The sequence below is a fragment of the Streptomyces sp. NBC_01463 genome (assembly GCA_036227345.1).
Lineage (GTDB): Bacteria > Actinomycetota > Actinomycetes > Streptomycetales > Streptomycetaceae > Streptomyces.
This window is the reverse complement of record CP109468.1, coordinates 822,040-838,252: the sequence shown is the minus strand read 5'-3', so window position 1 is coordinate 838,252 and position 16,213 is coordinate 822,040. Positions and strand designations below refer to the sequence as shown.

13 protein-coding genes and 2 pseudogenes are annotated in these 16,213 nt (G+C 67.1%); 10 read left to right on the top strand and 5 right to left on the bottom strand.

Annotation, left to right across the window (positions count from 1 at the left end):
* Nucleotides 1-17: 17 nt before the first annotated feature.
* The 8 genes from OG521_03645 to OG521_03610 all read left to right on the top strand — a co-directional run bounded on the left by OG521_03645 (nucleotide 18) and on the right by OG521_03610 (nucleotide 8,411).
* Nucleotides 18-896 carry a hypothetical protein gene (locus tag OG521_03645; GenBank protein ID WUW19922.1) on the top strand — a complete coding sequence of 293 codons (879 nt, stop codon included), beginning with the start codon at nucleotides 18-20 and terminating at the stop codon, nucleotides 894-896.
* Between the two features lie 49 nt (nucleotides 897-945).
* Nucleotides 946-1,929 carry an ABC transporter substrate-binding protein gene (locus tag OG521_03640; protein WUW19921.1) on the top strand — a complete coding sequence of 328 codons (984 nt, stop codon included), beginning with the start codon at nucleotides 946-948 and terminating at the stop codon, nucleotides 1,927-1,929.
* 49 nt (nucleotides 1,930-1,978) lie between these two features.
* Entirely contained in the window at nucleotides 1,979-2,839 is an 861-nt protein-coding gene (locus OG521_03635; protein WUW19920.1) for an amidohydrolase, read from the top strand.
* A 67-nt stretch (nucleotides 2,840-2,906) separates the two neighbouring features.
* The gene (locus OG521_03630) at nucleotides 2,907-3,599 is read left to right on the top strand and encodes a GntR family transcriptional regulator (GenBank protein WUW19919.1); all 693 of its coding nucleotides are present in this window, start codon (nucleotides 2,907-2,909) and stop codon (nucleotides 3,597-3,599) included.
* 26 nt (nucleotides 3,600-3,625) lie between these two features.
* Nucleotides 3,626-5,215, top strand: coding sequence for a carboxylesterase family protein (locus OG521_03625; protein ID WUW19918.1), 1,590 nt, complete (start codon nucleotides 3,626-3,628; stop codon nucleotides 5,213-5,215).
* A 14-nt stretch (nucleotides 5,216-5,229) separates the two neighbouring features.
* A complete protein-coding gene (locus OG521_03620) occupies nucleotides 5,230-6,267 on the top strand; it encodes an ABC transporter substrate-binding protein (GenBank protein ID WUW19917.1) in 1,038 nt (345 codons plus the stop codon).
* A 32-nt stretch (nucleotides 6,268-6,299) separates the two neighbouring features.
* Nucleotides 6,300-7,166, top strand: a complete 867-nt coding sequence (locus tag OG521_03615; GenBank protein ID WUW19916.1) for an ABC transporter permease — start codon at nucleotides 6,300-6,302, stop codon at nucleotides 7,164-7,166.
* A 39-nt stretch (nucleotides 7,167-7,205) separates the two neighbouring features.
* On the top strand, nucleotides 7,206-8,411 hold the full coding sequence (locus OG521_03610; GenBank protein WUW19915.1) for a lactonase family protein: 1,206 nt from the start codon (nucleotides 7,206-7,208) through the stop codon (nucleotides 8,409-8,411).
* Nucleotides 8,412-8,525: 114 nt separating this feature from the next.
* Here OG521_03610 and OG521_03605 read toward each other — a convergent pair whose 3' ends face one another.
* Together OG521_03605 and OG521_03600 are read right to left on the bottom strand one after the other, a co-directional pair.
* Complete coding sequence (locus tag OG521_03605; GenBank protein WUW19914.1) at nucleotides 8,526-9,806, bottom strand: MFS transporter; 1,281 nt, start codon at nucleotides 9,804-9,806, stop codon at nucleotides 8,526-8,528.
* A gap of 1,116 nt (nucleotides 9,807-10,922) precedes the next feature.
* Nucleotides 10,923-11,511, bottom strand: a pseudogene (locus OG521_03600) (TetR family transcriptional regulator).
* Between the two features lie 12 nt (nucleotides 11,512-11,523).
* Between OG521_03600 and OG521_03595 the strand changes: the two are divergent.
* Complete coding sequence (locus OG521_03595) at nucleotides 11,524-11,838, top strand: hypothetical protein (GenBank protein ID WUW19913.1); 315 nt, start codon at nucleotides 11,524-11,526, stop codon at nucleotides 11,836-11,838.
* A gap of 151 nt (nucleotides 11,839-11,989) precedes the next feature.
* Here the strand turns inward: OG521_03595 and OG521_03590 are convergent, their stop codons facing one another.
* The 3 genes and pseudogenes from OG521_03590 to OG521_03580 all read right to left on the bottom strand — a co-directional run bounded on the left by OG521_03590 (nucleotide 11,990) and on the right by OG521_03580 (nucleotide 13,707).
* Nucleotides 11,990-12,502 carry a YfbM family protein gene (locus tag OG521_03590; protein ID WUW19912.1) on the bottom strand — a complete coding sequence of 171 codons (513 nt, stop codon included), beginning with the start codon at nucleotides 12,500-12,502 and terminating at the stop codon, nucleotides 11,990-11,992.
* Nucleotides 12,503-12,818: 316 nt separating this feature from the next.
* Nucleotides 12,819-13,070: pseudogene (locus tag OG521_03585) on the bottom strand (DUF4365 domain-containing protein).
* Between the two features lie 178 nt (nucleotides 13,071-13,248).
* Entirely contained in the window at nucleotides 13,249-13,707 is a 459-nt protein-coding gene (locus OG521_03580) for a MarR family transcriptional regulator (protein WUW19911.1), read from the bottom strand.
* Nucleotides 13,708-14,112: 405 nt separating this feature from the next.
* On the opposite strand from OG521_03580, the gene OG521_03575 reads away from it, so the two are divergent.
* Nucleotides 14,113-16,005, top strand: coding sequence for a hypothetical protein (locus tag OG521_03575; protein WUW19910.1), 1,893 nt, complete (start codon nucleotides 14,113-14,115; stop codon nucleotides 16,003-16,005).
* The last annotated feature ends 208 nt before the right edge of the window (nucleotides 16,006-16,213 follow it).

Genomic DNA, 16,213 nt, shown 5'->3' with positions numbered 1-16,213 from the left:
GAAAAGAGGAGAAGAAGATGAAGTTGGTGCTCGGCCGCGATGATCTCGCGGCAGCCGCACTGTCGGCGGTCCGCGAAGCGGGTTCGGAGCCGGAGCGAGTCGACATCAAGCCGGTGCACAAGGCTTCCCGGGGCTTCGTGAACGAGTCGACCGTGGACCTGTGTGAACTGGCGATCGTGACCGTTCTGCAGGCCCTGGCCCACGGCAAGCCGGTCCTGCTGCTGCCCGTCACGGCCCTCGGGCGCCACCAGCACCAGACTCTGGTGACCCTCGGCAAGCTGTCGGCCGCCGATGTGGAGGGACACAGCGTCGGAGTGCGCGCCTGGAGCCAGACCACCGGTGTGTGGATGCGCGGTTTCCTCACCGAGCAGTACGGCGTCGATCTGCGCAAGGCCGATTGGACGACGTACGAGGGCCATCACGTCCAGGGTGCTGAGGACCCGTCCTGGGTGCAGCGGGCGCCGCAGGGTGCCAAGCTGCCGGCGGACTTCCTGGAGGGCCGGGTCGACTTCGGGATCATGGGCAACGAACTGCCTTCCGACGACCGCATCCGCACCGCCATCGACAGCGCCCACGAGGTCGCCGAACAGTGGTCGAAGGACCAGGGATTCATCCCGGTCAACCACGTGGTCGGTGTATCCGAAGCAGCCGCGGCGGAGCACTCCGCCGCCATCCTCGCCGCCTACGACGCGATGCGCTCCGTACTCACCGCCAACGAGGAGGGCGGGCCTGTCGCCCTGCATCCCGTGGGCTTCGAAGGACTGCGCGCGGCGTTCACCAAGGCCGCCGCCTACGCGCTGGAGCAGGACGTGATTCCACGGGCGGTGGACTACGACGAGCTCGTCGAGCGGTCCTGCGCGGCACTCGGCGTCTCCCCGGCACGCCTCGGCGGCTGAACGCCGCACCGGCAGCCGGAACCGAATCAGAAACAGCAAAGGACAGGGTATGGACAAGCTCACGGTAGTTCTCGGAGACTTCCCGCACGCGCAGCCGCTGCTGGACGGCGACACCGGGACAGACGGATTCCTGATCGAGCCCGTCCAGGTCAAGCCGGTCATCGGCGCATACCGGCGCATGATCCGGGACCTCGAGTTCGACGTGTGCGAACTGGCTCCGGTCTCCTACCTGATGGCACGCCAGGAAGGCATTGCGCTGACCGCGGTGCCGGTGTTCCTCAACAGGCGCTTCCACCACGGCGACGTGCAGTGCGCCACCCACTCGGGCATCCGTGTGCCGAAGGATCTGGAAGGACGCCGGGTCGGTGTCCGTGCCTACTCGGTGAGCACGGGTGTGTGGGTACGGGGCGTGCTGCGTGACCAGTACGGAGTGGACATTGACAAGATCACCTGGGTGGTGGACGACGACGACCACATCGAAGGCCGGGTTCCCTCCAACGTCGAGCGCGTCACCGACGGCCGCTCGCTGGGCGAGCTGCTGCGCGCCGGAGAGATCGACGCCGCACTGACCGGAAACGCGGGAACGGGACGGGCCGGCGCACCCAAGGCCGGGTGGACGGCGGCGGCAGAACCCGAGTCCGCCGGCGGGGACGGCCCCTACCCGCTGTTCGCCGAAGCCGGCACTCTCGCCGTGGACCACTACCTGCGCACCGGCGTCTACCCCCTGCACTCGCTGATCTCCGTGCGCACCGAGCTCGTGGAGCGCGACCCCGGCCTGCCGACCAAGCTGTACGCCGCCTTCGTGGAGAGCAAGCGGCGCCACCTCGCCGCGCAGCCCCAGTGGTCGGCCGTGCCCCGGCTGGCCCGGCAGGGACGTGCGATCGGCGGCGACCCCGTCCCCTACGGGATCAAGGCCAACGAAGCCAGCCTGAACGCGATGGTGCGGTTCGCCAAGGATCAGGGGCTGCTCGACGCGGACTTCTCCTCCGACGCGCGTTCGCTGTTCGCGAAGGGCGACTACCCGGACGCCTGAGCCGGCCCGCACAGATCACACCGAAGACAGAAGACGAAGGGAGCAGCACGTGGACGTCGTCGACGCACACTGTCACATCATCTCCGAGGACCTGACCCGCTACCCCAAGGCCCCCATCGGGGGCAAGCAGTCCGAATGGGCCGCGACCCGGCCGGTGACCGCCGAGGGCATGGTCAGCCGCATGGAGGAGACCGGCGTGGACCAGGCCGTCCTGGTCCAGGCCACCACGAACTACGGCTACGACAACTCCTACGTCCTGGACAGCAGCCGCCGCTGGCCGGAGCGTTTCGTCGCCGTCGGTACCGTCGACCCGCTGCGACCGGATGCCGCCTCGAACCTCAAGGCTGCGGTCGGCGAAGGGGGACTGGCCGGCGTCCGGCTGTTCACCAGCGGCAGCACCGTGCCCACGCAAGGTGAGTGGTTCGTTGCGCCGGAAACGTTCCCCTTCTGGGAGCAGGCCCAGGAACTGGACCTGCCGGTCTGCCTCCAGATGCGCCTGGGCCCGGCCACCGCGCAGCTGGTGGAACTGCTGGAGCGGTTCCCGGGTGTGAAGGTGCTCCTCGATCACATCGGCTACCCGGACATCGCTTCCTCGCCCGCCCGTGCCGGTGCCGAGGTTGCCCAACTTGCGGCCCACCCCGGCCTGCACCTCAAGCTCACCCACCGCAACCTTGAGCGGCTGCAGGATGCGGGAGAGCGAGCCGGAGAGTTCCTCGGACCGGTTCTCGACACGTTCGGCGCCGAGCGGATCGCCTGGGGCTCGAACTGCCCCGCGGCCGAGCAGTCGCTGCCGGACCTCCTCGCCCTCGCCCAGGAGGTCCTCGTCGGACTGCCGGAGCAGGTCCAGCAGGAGATCTTCGCGGGCACGGCCCGCCGTCTCTACCCGTCCCTCGGCGCGCACGGAAGCTGACCTGCCATGTCGTCGGTTAGTGTTCCGGCCTCAGTTCTCACTTCTACGCAAGAGGAAGGCGGCCGCGGTGGACAGCGAGAGCATCGGTGCCGAATCCGGAGCGAAAGCCTCGGGCACCCGCTACAGCCAAGCCTACGAGGGGCTGCGCTCCTTGTTGTTGTCGGGGAGTATCGAGCCCGGCACGCGGCTCACCGAGGCGGACCTCACGCGGATGTTCGACGTGTCACGGAGCACGATGCGCACCGCGCTCGCGCGGCTGACGCAGGAGGGCTATATCACCGGCGAGGTCAATCGTGGGGTGCGCACCAGGAGCTTCTCCGTCGAGGAGGCAGCGGACATTCTGGAGGCCCGCGAGATTCTGGAGTCGGCACTGGCCGGCAAAGCGGCGGAACGGGCCACAGCCGAGGAGGTCGCACGGCTGCGCAGCACGTTGCAGGACATGGAGGAGTCGCAGTCACGCGGGGACCAGGACGCCTACTCGCGTGGCAACCGCAGCTTTCACCAGCAGGTCAAACTGGCAGCGCACCAGACAACTCTGGCCCGCGCCTACGACACGCTGCTCTATCCCCTGGTGATGCGCCAGTACCGCAACCTCTCCGCTCAGCACCCCCGATCCGGGTCGCTGGAGGAGCACCAGACCATTCTCCTCGCCATCGTTACGCGCAATCCCGATGCCGCTGTTGCGGCGATGCGCCATCACGTCGGCTCCGCCCGCAGGGCGTTGCTGCTGGACAAGTCCCCGATGCCACCGGTCACCTGACCGTAAGCGGGGGCGGAAAGTACCCCATGCGCCACACGGTTGACACCGAAGCGGGGCCCGTTGAGGGCATACCGTGCCGGGACCGCGCCGTCACCGTATTCCGAGGTATCCCGTATGCCGCCCCGCCGGTCGGCGACCTGCGGTGGCGGCCGCCCCAGCCGCCTGTGCGCTGGGAAGGTGTCCGGCGTGCCGACCGGTTCGGGCCCATGTGCCCTCAGGCGCCGACCGATGCGGCCGCGACCGGTGTCGATGTGCCCATGAGCGAGGACTGCCTGAGTCTGAACATTTGGACGGGGGCACCCGCCACCGCGGAGCTCCGCCCTGTCCTCGTGTGGATCTACGGAGGCGGGTTCCGCGAGGGCACGGGAGCTCACCCCCGCTACAACGGCGAAAACCTTGCGCGCAACGGTCTCGTCGTGCTCACCTTCAACTACCGCCTCGGCGCCTTCGGCTTCCTCGCCACCCCAGAACTGAGCGAGGAGTCCGAGCACGGCGCCTCTGGCAACTACGGTCTCCTCGACTGCGTCGCCGCCCTGCGGTGGGTGCGCGACAACATCACACGCTTCGGCGGCGATCCCGCCCGCGTCACCATTGCCGGCCAGTCCGCAGGAGCGGGCATGGTCAACTTCCTGGCCATGTCTCCCCTGGCCAAGGGTCTGTTCCACCGCGCGATTACACAGAGTCACTCCCGCTACGCACGCGATCCCGAACTCCGCTATATGTCGACCTCCTACCGGCTGCAGCGGGACGCGGAGAGCGCCGGCGACCGCTACACAAGAGCACACGGCGCAAACACGGCCCGCGACCTACGGGGCCTGCACTGGCGGAAGCTGGTCGACGGGCACCACCCGCTCGACACGGCCGTCGACACGGGAGGCCCGGCAGGGCCCCCGCTCTTCCGCCCCGTCGTGGACGGGTGGGCCCTGCCGGCCGGCTACGACGAGACCTATGCCAAAGGGCTGCAGAACGACGTCGACTACCTGACCGGAAACAACCTCGACGAGAGCGGCGCGGTTCCGGAAGCCCTGGTCTCCGCCCTGCGCAACGGCCGGCAGAAGGCCAGGCCGGGCTCCCCGCCGGTCAACGTCACCCTCGAACAGCACGTCACGTCGGCCCGCCGGAAGTTCGGGCCCTACGCCGAGGAGTTCCTGCGGCTCTACCCGGCCGGCACGGACGACGAAGCGGCGCGGGCGAGCAGCCTCGCGGCACGCGACAACTCCCGCATCTCGACTTCCCTGTGGGGATCGGACTGGACACGCCACGTTACCGGCACGGTGCGCTCCTACTTCTGGACCCACCGCACGCCGTCACCGGATGCCGGGCCGAGGCGGGCCGGCCACGGTTCGGAGATCGACTACGTCTTCCATAACCCCACCGGCGGCACCGGTGCCTGGAACGAGGAGGACCACGAGATCGCCCGGACGATGGCCGGGTACTGGACCAACTTCGTCTCCACGGGCGACCCCAACGGAAGCGGCCTGCCTCACTGGCCCGCCTTCTCACCGGACTCCGCCACCGTCATGGAGATCGGCGCGCACTTCCGCACGATCCCTGTCTCCGATCCAGTACGCACCGACTTCTGGATCCGATTCTTCGCCTCCCAGCAAGCCTGGTGAACAAAGGAGTTCCCATGAACCACCGCACGAACCGCTCGTCCCTCGCACTGGCCATCTCCGTGATATCGAGCGCAGCACTCCTGACCGCCTGCGGCAACGACGGCGCTTCGTCGGTCGGCTCGGACGGCAAGACGACCGTCTCGGTCGGCGTCAGCGGCAACGTCTTCGACCTGTCCATCCGCCTGGCGGACGAGGCCGGCTACTTCGACAAGCAGAACATCAAGATCAAGTACGTCACGCTGACCGCCTCCACGGGCACCTCGGCACTCCAGTCGAATTCCGTGCAGTTCCTCAACTCCAGCCCGACCAGTTTCCTCGCCGGCCTCAGCAAGGGCCTGCCGGAGCTGTCGGTCGCCACGAACGGCGGAGGAAACCCGCTCGGAATCGTCGTCAGCACAGCGTTCGCCAAGAAGCACAGCCTGACCGCGGACAGCCCGGCGCCGGAGGTGGCCAAGGCACTGGCCGACTCGACAGCCGGCGCCAGCTCCGCGAACACCAAGGCCGAAGCAGGAATCTTCCTCAAGGCACACGGTGTGGACCCGACCAAGCTGAAGTGGGTCTCGCTGCCGAGCCCGGCCGCCGACAAGGCAGCACTCACCAAGGGCGAGGTGGACTGGTTCATCACCTCGGAGCCGATCCCGCTGCAGGTCCAGCACGAGGGCGACGGCGTTGTGGTGGCCAACCCCAAGAAGGTGCCCGAGTGGGGCGCCGGACAGGCCGGCTACGGCCAGGTCGTGGTCGTGAAGAAGGACTACGCGAAGAGCAATTCCGCCCTGGTCAAGGGATTCGCCACCGCCGTACAGGAGGCGACGACCTACCTCGACACCCACGCCTCCAACGACAAGGCCGTCGTGGCCGCGGCGCGCGAGAGCCTGCCGGGCATGCCCGACGACGTGCTGAGCGCAGCCGTCGCGGAGGTGGACTGGCCCACGACCGCCAAGATGGATGCCGACGGATGGAAGAAGACCGTCACTTTCGTGAAGGACGGCATAGGCGCGGTGCCGGACGCGAGCGTCAACGCTGACAACTGGACCAACACCTACCTGCCGTGACACGGCCGAACCCAACCGGAAGGGAGAAGACCATGGCAACCGTCACAGACAAAGCCGTGACCAAGCCCGAGCAAGCAACCTCGGAGCGGCCCGTCAACAAGGCGCGCGCCGGCTGGCAGAGTACGGGCTCCGTCATCGCGCTGCGCATCCTGGTGATCATCGCCGCCCTTGTCCTGTGGCAGCTGATGAGTGGTCCGGTCGTACCTGAGTACGCAGTCAGTAAGCCCACCGAGGTGTACGACGCACTTACGGACATGCTCGGCTCCGCCGCCGGATGGAACAACATCAGGGTGACCACCGTGGAGGTGCTGGCGGGCTTCGGCCTGGGCGTCGCAGCAGGGACGGTCATGGGCCTCGTGCTGGGCTCCTTCCCGCTCCTGGGGCGCGTCCTCGAACCGCTCGTCGCGGCCGTCAACGGCATCCCGAAGATCGCACTCGCCCCGCTGTTCCTGCTGTTCTTCGGCATCGGACCCTGGTCGAAGATCACCATCGCCATGACGGGCGTCGCCTTCGTGGTCTTCTACAACATCTATCTCGGCCTGCGGATGCGCGAACGCGAACTCGTCGAGGTAGTCCAGGTGATGGGAGGGCGCAGGCACCACGTCCTGGGCTACGTGACGATTCCGACGCTTGCCGCGCCCTTCTTCGCCGCGCTCAAGACCGGCGGGCCCCTGGCCATCCTCGGCGTCATCGGCGGAGAGTTCATCGCCTCCTCCGAGGGCGTCGGCCACGAACTGTTCACCGCAGCCCAGAACCTTGACGCGGCCTCCGAATTCGCCGGCCTCATCGTCCTCGTCGTCCTGACCCTTTCCCTCAACGGCGTGCTCAGCGGCCTCGACACCTACGCTCTCAAGCGCCTCGGCCTCGCGGCCCGCCGCCGGCCCCAGACCAAGCACTGAATTGCACTCCCTCCGGCATGTGAAAGGACAGTTCCCCCGATGAACGAACCTCCGCACGTCTCAGCCGGCGCCATCCGGGGCGAGGCGCCCTCCCGCAGGACCCTGCTGGCAGCCATCGCGGCATCGACCGCAACCGCCGTGCCGCTGCTCTCCAGCACAGCCGCCGCCTCACCGGCTCGGCACCCCGGCCATGACCTGCTCTACATCGGAACCTGGGGCAAGAACCAGGTGCACGCCCTACGGTTCGACCCCGTCCGCGGGACCATGAACCCCCTCGGGGCTGTGGCAGAGGTCAGTTCGAACTGGGTCGCGGTGCACCCGACCCGCCCGGTTCTCTACGTCGCCGGCGCGGAGCCGGGCGGATTCATCCGCACTTACCGCATCGACGACACCTCCGGAGCCCTCCGAAGGACCGGCGAGATCGAGACGGAGGCCGTCCCGGGCGGCAGCGGCGGCCTGTCGTACATCGGCCTCAACGCGGACGCGGACACCCTCCTGATCGCCGACTTCGCCACCGGCTCAGCAGCGACCGTTCCGGTCAGGCCGAACGGTGAGCTGGGCCCGGTGGCCTCCAGTGTGCAGAACACCGGCTCAGGGCCCAACCCACGCCAGGCCGGCCCGCACACGCACCACGTAGTGATCGACCCGAGCCGCAGGTTCGCTCTGGTCGCCGACTTCGGCGCCGACCGGGTCTTCATCCGACACTACGACCGAGCCACACACCAACTGTCCGACGGCCACCGCTCCTACGCGACGGCACCCGGGTCGGGCCCCCGGCGCCTGGCCTTCCACCCGAACAGGCAGTCGGTGTATCTCCTCAACGAGCTGACGGCGGACATCGAGGTCCTGCAGTGGGACGCCCGCCAGGGATCGCTGACACCCCGCCAACTCCTGACGACGAACGCCCAGGGCCACACCGGCACCACCAGCGCGGCCGAACTGGCAGTCAGCGATGACGGACGGCACGTCTACACCTCCAACCGCGGCGACAACACTCTGGTCGTCTTCGAGGCCGACCCGAGGACCGGACTGCTCACCGAAGCCCAGCGTCTGCCGTGCGGGGGCGTCACCCCGTGGAGCTTCTCCCTGCACCCGGGAGGACGCTGGCTCTTCGTCGCGAACAAGGCGAGCGCGACGGTCAATCTCTTCCGTGTAGACCCGCGATCCGGGCACCTCACGGACACCGGAACGGCCGTGGACATCCCCGATCCCGACTGCATCAGCGTCCGCATGGCACGCCACTGAGTCGATCCGCCCTTCTCCTGTGACAGCGCGGATGCCGCCGCGCCTGACCGGGCCCGGCAGCATCCGCGCCGTCACAGGAGCTTTCGCAACCCATTCCGGTGACAGCCGGGCCGATCACTGGTCGCGGGCCGCGCGAGGCACGGACCGGCGAGGCACGGACCGGGACACAACGAGCATGGCGATTCCGACGGCTGCCGCGGCTAGACCGCCCACCAGGAGGGCGCTCCGGGGCCCACTCGCCGTTCCGACCGCTCCGACAGTCGGCGCTCCGATGACGGTGCCCCCCATCCAGCCGATCGTCCAGATCGATACCACCCGGCCGCGCATCTGCGGAGCCGCACTCGTTTGCATCAGCGTCTTGGCCGAGGAATTGAACGTGATCGACCCGGAGCCGACGAGCAACAGCGCGGCCAGCGCCAGCGGCAGGTTCGGAGCCAAAGCGGCGGCACAGATCAGAGTTCCCCAGATCACCGCCGACACCGACAAGGACCGCGTAGTGACATGAGCGCGTCGCACCACCATGAACCCGCCCAGGACCGCGCCAGCACTCATGACAGCCATCGCCGCCCCGAACCCCTCGGGGCCGGCATGGAACACAGAAGTGGTGAGCAGCGGAAGTGTCACCGGAAACTCCCAGGTCAACACGCCCGTCACATACACCATGATCATGGGATGAAGGAGTTCGGGGGTGCGACAGATGTAGGCGATTCCGGCACGGATCTGTCCCTTCGCACGAACCTCTCGTTCGGTGGGGCGCATCTCCGCTTGCCGCAGGGCCAGGAGACTGATGATGACGGCCGCGAAAGACAACGTGTCCAGCGCAAAACACGGAGTCACCCCGAGGGCAGCGATGATGATTCCGGCGAGCCCCGGGCCGACGAGCTTCGCCGTGTTCACGAGGGTGGAGTTGATGGCAATCGCGTTGGGCAGATGTTCCCGGTCGACCAACTCGCTGATCAGGCTCTGGCGCGCCGGACTGTCGAAGACATTGATGGCACCGAGGACGAGCATGATCGCGACGAGCAGTGGCAACTTCACCAGACCGGCCCAGGACAGCACTGTCAACACAGCGGCTTGAACAGCGAAGAAGACCTGCGTGAGCGTGAGTAGACGCCGACGGTCATGACGGTCCACCACAAGCCCGCCCCAGGCACCCAGGAGCAGGATCGGCAGGTACCGGGCGGCCGTGACCAGGCCAAGCATGGTTCCGCTGTGCGTGAGCTGCAGTGCCAGCCAGCCCACCGCAATGCTCTGCATCCAGTTGCCGACCACTGAAACGGACTGCCCGAGCATGTACAGGCGGTAGTTGCGGATCCTGAGCGACGCGAAGCTGCTCAGTCGAGCAGCGTCGGCGTTGGTGCTCCCGGCCGGCGCAGGGCGATCGAGAGCACTCATCGGTCCACCTCCGCAGTTCGGCGCACCTCGGCGGCCGCGGGGCGGCACCTGTTCCGTATGACGCGTACGGCCTGTAGCCGAAGGAATGTCACGAAGCCCCTTCCGGGTGCCCGACTCCGACGGACACGGCATCTGGACAGAACGCGAATCACCAGGCCTGCTGGCTGGCTCCGAACCGATGCCTCCAGGCTGCCAAGAAGTTTCAGACCGGTACTAAATACGGTACGCCATCCGGAGGTCTGCGGATGAGGTTCCACCCTGTGAACTGACGTCGCAGTGGTCATCCTTGGGCTGTTCGGAGCTCAACTAGGTGCCCATACGCTTCATCGCCGGTGTCGCGACCCCGGTGAGTAAGCAGTATGACTCAGGGGGAGGAGCATGAGATCAAGTATTGATACGCAACTAAATGACAGGCCGCAGCTTCGCTCGCACGGCATGGCTGATCGACGTCCCGCCTGTCAGGCGCGCGGGCGTTTCGAGGATCAGATCGGGATGGCGCGGTCTTCCTCGACTGGATTGTCGACCGCAGCCGTACTGCCCTGTCGCGCATGACAGTCGATGCGTGCCGGCGTCCGGGCCGCACGCAGGACTTCGGCATGCCCAACACTTCTGGCCGCAAGCCCCGATCCGGCGGCGCGTTCCGGAAGAGCCCGTGCCAGTCGTCACTGAGGGGCGGTGCCAGTACTGCGTACGACAGTCAAGTTGGCGTCTGGCGAGAAGGGTGCCTGGAACTGCTACACCCCAGCGACCGCGGGTGGCCCCAAACGGGTCGACCAGTAGAAACACGGTGCCCGGTTCGTTCAGTGTCAGCTCCGGACGCCACAACACGACCTCGCCGTCGCCGAAGTAGGAGCCCAGTCCCGGAGACTGGGCCTGCTGCCAGTCGCTGAATTCCTTCGAGTGGAACGTGTCTTCGTTGTCCCAGACACGGCATTCAGTTCCGTGCTGGTCCCAGGTGGCTTCGTCGTAGGTTTCGTCGTGGAGACTGGCCTTGGCCTAGGTGTTCTGCCCACAGAGGTTCGTGACGCGGCACTCCGATTGGCGCCCTTTGGCATGCGTGGAGGTGGGAGCTGGGCGGCCCAGCTTCGGCCGTGCAGGCTGGCCTTCGCGCGGCTGCTAGGTGGCGGGCGGGCGGATCGTGACGCGCGCGATGATGAGGTCGATGCCGGCCAGGAACTGCGCGCGGTCGTCGTGGTCCAGTCCATGGTCGGCGACGGCTCGGGTGAAGGGGTATTCCTCCGGGCTGAGCTGTTTCCATGCGCCCGCCACAGTGTCCGTGAAGGCACCGCGATCGGTTTCCGTCCCGAGACTGCGGGCGCGCGAGGTTCGCGGCGTTTTGGCCGGCGGCGCCAAGGATGTAGTGCATCAGGGCGGACGTCGCGGTGATCTGGGCAGCGAGCCAGTGGTAGCTCCCGATCGCGCCGAAAAGGCCGAGAGCGACGTTGTGTATCCCTCCCGGCGGACCGGTCTTCTCTGCGGCCAGTGCGAGGCTGGCGACGCGGCCTGTGGCCGCGGTCAGGATCTCGCTTTTGTTGGCCACATGCCAATAGATCGCACCGGGGCCGGTAGCCAGGCGTTCGCTCAGCGCTCGGAAGGACAATCCGGTCTCGCCGGCCGTGTCCAGCAGGTCGATGGCGGTATCGATGACCTGCTCGCGGGAGAGTGGGTCGGGGCGGCACGCATCTGGCGCTCCGCTGCGTGACAGAAGGAGACAGACATGGCACTGCAGGACCAGCCCGCCTACCTCATCAAGATGCGCGCCAAGCCCGGACACGGCGACAAGCTGTTCGCGCTGGCCACCGCGGGCATGGAGAAGTCGGGATCCTCCGATCGGTTCATCATTGCCCGTGAGGACGCCGACCCCGACGTGCTGTGGAACATGGAGGTGTTCCGCAGCCACGAGGCCAAGGACGCCTATGAGAACAGCCCGCTTGCCGACGAGCTGCGCGACGAGATCATCGGCCTCCTCGCCGAGCCGCCCCTGCGGATCGAAGTCCACCCGTACTCGGCTCTGCCCGCCGACCCGGCCTGAGGGCGGCGAGGTGCCCGCCGAACCGCCTCTTCGGCGAGTGCCTCGCCCTCTCGCACCGCACCGGTGAGCGCTCCGGACTTCATCGCCGCCCCTCCGCTCGGGAGACCGTCAATCCGTAGGAACTGAACCCTCGTCGTGGACCGGGCCGGGCTCAGTCCCACCACAGGACGACGGTGAGCCGCCGTTCAGCGGCCTGCTGGTAGAAGGTACGGAGTGCCTCGAAGTGGCGAGTGAGGTACGGGCGAGGGTCGCCAGTGATGTCTATTCCCAGGACAGCTGCCGCTTCTTGGCCGTCCGCCGGAAGCGCCGCGATGGTGGCCTCCCAGCCGACCGCAGCGAGCGTGGCGGCGATCTCCGCTACTGCGGCGGGCGCAAGGGCTCTGGGCGGAGGACCGAAGGTGCCAACGGCGTCGTCGTGGTCGAGGTAGGAGACATCGACCAGCGCATCGCCGTAGGTGGATCGTTCGAGTGCCGCAACTGCCGCCGGTCCGACCCGGGCCAGTTGGCAGAGCCGCCGGAGGGACTCGGGCGACCAGCCGAGGTCGATCCAGTCTGCCCTTGGCGGGTTCCACTCGGGGTTGGCGTCCGGGGAGGCTTGTGATGCCTGTCGGCAGAAGTTCAAGTACTCCGTCGTCACTCGTGCGAGCTGCTGCGTCACTGCCATGGCGGCAGTGTTCCGGACGGGCGTCACCGCTCACCAGTCGACCGACAGCACCGACAGCACCGACAGCACCGACGGGGCCATCCCGGGACGCCACACCCTGCGTTTTTGGTTTGGCCGCATCGCGGGACGTGGGCTGCGTGTCCATGTCCCTCGGACCGGCGGCCTCATGTCCGGTGTCCGCGGCGCCGTCCGGAGGCAGAACCGTGTCGACCCGCCGCCGGGCGATCACCCACTCCTGCCATTCCTCCTCGGCCGCGGCCAACTCGGCCTGGATACGGTCAGAGCAACTTCCAACGCCCCGGCGAGTCCTTTGCATCGTCTCGCGGCTGACGAGCTGCCAGTAGCAGACCTGGGAGTCCGGTTCGCAAAGGACCACCACGACCGGCAAGGAGTGGTTGAGCCAGTACTGGACGTGCGCGGCGTCAGGGCGAATCCACCAGCCACCACGAGCTGGGTGTGGGTGACTCCTTCGCTGCCGACCTCGGCAGCGGGATTTTGGCGCATCATGGCCGCCACTATTCGCTGCGCTCGGGGCGCCGCCGCTTTCGCGGATGCTCTCAGACCGCACCCGGCCTCCAGCCCTCGGCGCCTGCCCTACGTTCAGGCCGGCCAACTCCGAACCACACTTGTCGACGCCATCAGCTACCGAGGCAACCCTCTTTGGCCATGCTCGCAGCCGGCCAGATCACAGGGTGCTCCAGCTGCCTGGCGGATCCTGCCTACGTCTCACGCCGACCCCGGAGGTTTCAGTCCTCCGCCGACAGCCCATCAGCAGGAGCGGCCAGGCGTTCCAGCAGCATCACGGCAGCGTCAAGCATGACCCTCTCCGCCTCGGAGAAGTCGGCCAGCCGTGACAGGAAAAACGTGTCGGTCCGTTCCGAAGTCGCGGCGAGGACCCGGGTACCTTCCGGTGTCATTCCGACCAGAGTGGACCGGCCGTCGTTCACGTCCGATGTGACTTCGACGAGCCCGTCCGCCGCCAGGTTGCTCACGATGCGTGTGACCGAGGACTTACTGATCTTCTCCAGACGCGCGAGGTCCGTCATCCGCAGCGGCCCGAACTTGTCGACCGACCACAGAGTGGAATGCCGCGACGGCGTAATGGACGTTGCGACAGCGGAAGGCTCACGCATCTGCCGAGACAGCCACATCGTGACCGTGCGCAACCGCGCCAGGACCGCCGCGTCGTCGGACCTCTGGCCCATGGCTCTCCCTCGGTGCACCTCGAGCTTCTGGCTCCGTGAACCACGAGTTTAACGAGACCTCGCCACGTCAGGCGCAGAGGCGCCGGAGGGCCGACTGCGGATGCGAGCGATGGGACCGGCTCGTCATAGTTGTCGGACAATCAAGGGTGCCCCTGGAGTGGCGGATGGATCGTGTGCCGTGTTCTTGCAGGATCTCTTGTGGTCGGATTTCCGCGGTGTTACGTTCACGCCCAACTTGTTCGACAATCCATGCGGCGGGCGCATGTACTGACGAGCCGAGCGGCCCCTGGGACCTGGCTGAGTCGCAGCCGACAAGGCCCTACCGCAACTCCGCAGATGCGTCACGCGCGGCGACTCTCCCGTGCGGTCACGCGCCCTCCCGTCAACGAAAGGACCCGGACAGCGATGTCACCTGACATGAAGCGTCGAGCGTTCCTCACGGCCAGCGCGGCCGTCGCCGGCGTCGCACTCCTGCCCAAACCGTTCGCCGTGGCGGCAGCAGCGTCCGGCAAGAAGGGGGTGATGCTGATGAACCGCATCGGCCCATCCTCTTCAACCCTTTGCGTCGCGAACGCTGACGGTTCCAACGAACGCGTGCTGCTGCAGAGCGCGGCCTTCGATCACCACGCCGCCTTCTCCGCCGACGGGGCATCGGTGTTCTTCACATCCGAGCGCACCGGGGACGGAAACTCGTGCCTCTACCGGGCCAAGACCGACGGAACGGGCGTCCAGCCGTTGGTGGTCAACTCCGCCATGAACGACTGGGCCGTTCCCTCTCCAGACGGAAAGAAGGTGGCCTACGTATCCACGAGCGGCGACCACAAGACACACATCTGGCTGCTCGACCTGGCCACGAACAAGCGGACCAACCTGACCGGCACCTCAGCCCTCGCCGGCGATCCCGCAAGCCCTGACGGCCACTTCCGCCCCTCCTGGTCACCGGACGGCAAGTGGATCGCCTTCTCCAGCGACCGCAACACAACCTGGCGGGGCCACGGCAACGGCACCGGCTGGGAGCACACGCAGGAACTGAGCGTCTACATCATCCGGCCCGACGGAACCGGCTTTCGCCAGGTAGCGACCCGGGACGGATACTGCCTCGGTTCACCGAAGTGGTCTCCCGACGGCTCCCGAATCGTCTTCTACGAGATCACCGTCGAGGGGACCTGGGGCGCGCACCGGCCGGAAGCCATCGGTACCGTCGTTTCCCAGATCGTCTCAGTCGATCTCGCGACCGGGGCACGCGTCGAGCACACCTCCGGTCCCAACCTGAAGGTCGCGCCCCAGTACGTGAGCGCGACCGAGATCGGGTACCTCGTCAAGGGCGGAGCCGACGAAGGACTGGCCTACGTCGGCGGCAATCGGCTGCCGGTCAAGAGGGGCTTGCGTTCGCCGGTCTGGTCGCCGGACGGAACGAAGGTGATCTACGAGAAGCTCGACTACACGACACGTACCCTCGACGAGCCGCTGTACAGCTGGGACCCGGACTGGGACTACCGCTTCTGCGACGTCTTCCCCGCACTGTCCAAGGACGGACGCCTCGCTATCACCAACAAGCAACTCGGAAACTCCTCGATCGTCACCATGCGCCCGGACGGATCAGACCAGAAGGTCGTTTTCGACACCGCCACCTCGGGCCTCGACCAGGTGATGGTCCAGCACGGGCTAGCCGGCGCGTTCCGGCCCACCTGGTCGCACGACGGCAAATGGATCGCGTTCGGGCTGGGCGGATGGTTCCAGACCCGCGCGACCACCAATGCCGTGCTGGTCAGGGTGCCCAGTGACGGCTCCTCGCACCAAGTGCTCACCGACGGTACGACCAACGCCGGTTTCCCGAGCTACTCGGAGGACGGCAACCGCATCGTCTACCGCGTCTGGGGCGACGAAAAGGGACTGCGCATCCTCGACCTCAAGACGGGAGCGACGACCGTCCTGACCACCGAGTCCGACAACCTGCCCGACTGGTCCTGGGATGGCAAACTCATCCTCTTCACCCGCAAAACGAGCCCTACCAACTTCGACGTCTGCACCATCAAGCCCGACGGAAGCGACCTGAAGATCCTCACGAGCAGCGGCGCGAACGACGGCCACGCTGTCTGGAACTACGACGGCCGCATTCTGTACAACAGCGGCATGCACGGGTTCCGCGAAGAAGCCGCACTCTACGACGACACTTTCCAGCCCTACGGTCAGATCTTCAGTATGAACGCCGACGGGTCCGACAACAGGATGCTGACGGACAGTCAGTGGGAGGATTCGATGCCGCTCTACCTCACGCAGGATGCCCTCTGCATGTGAGGCAAGCGAGAGGCCGGCGGTACGTGCAGCAAGTAGAGGACACGTGCGCCGCAGCCCTCGGGTATTCGCCGATCGGCGAGACGAAAGCCTGCACGACGACCGCTCGCCATGTCATGCCCGCCTCGCGCGCGATCGAGGTATGACCGGGACGCGGCGGGTGGCCGCGCCTCGTCACTTCTAGTGACGAGAGCTCGTCCACTACGCCGCG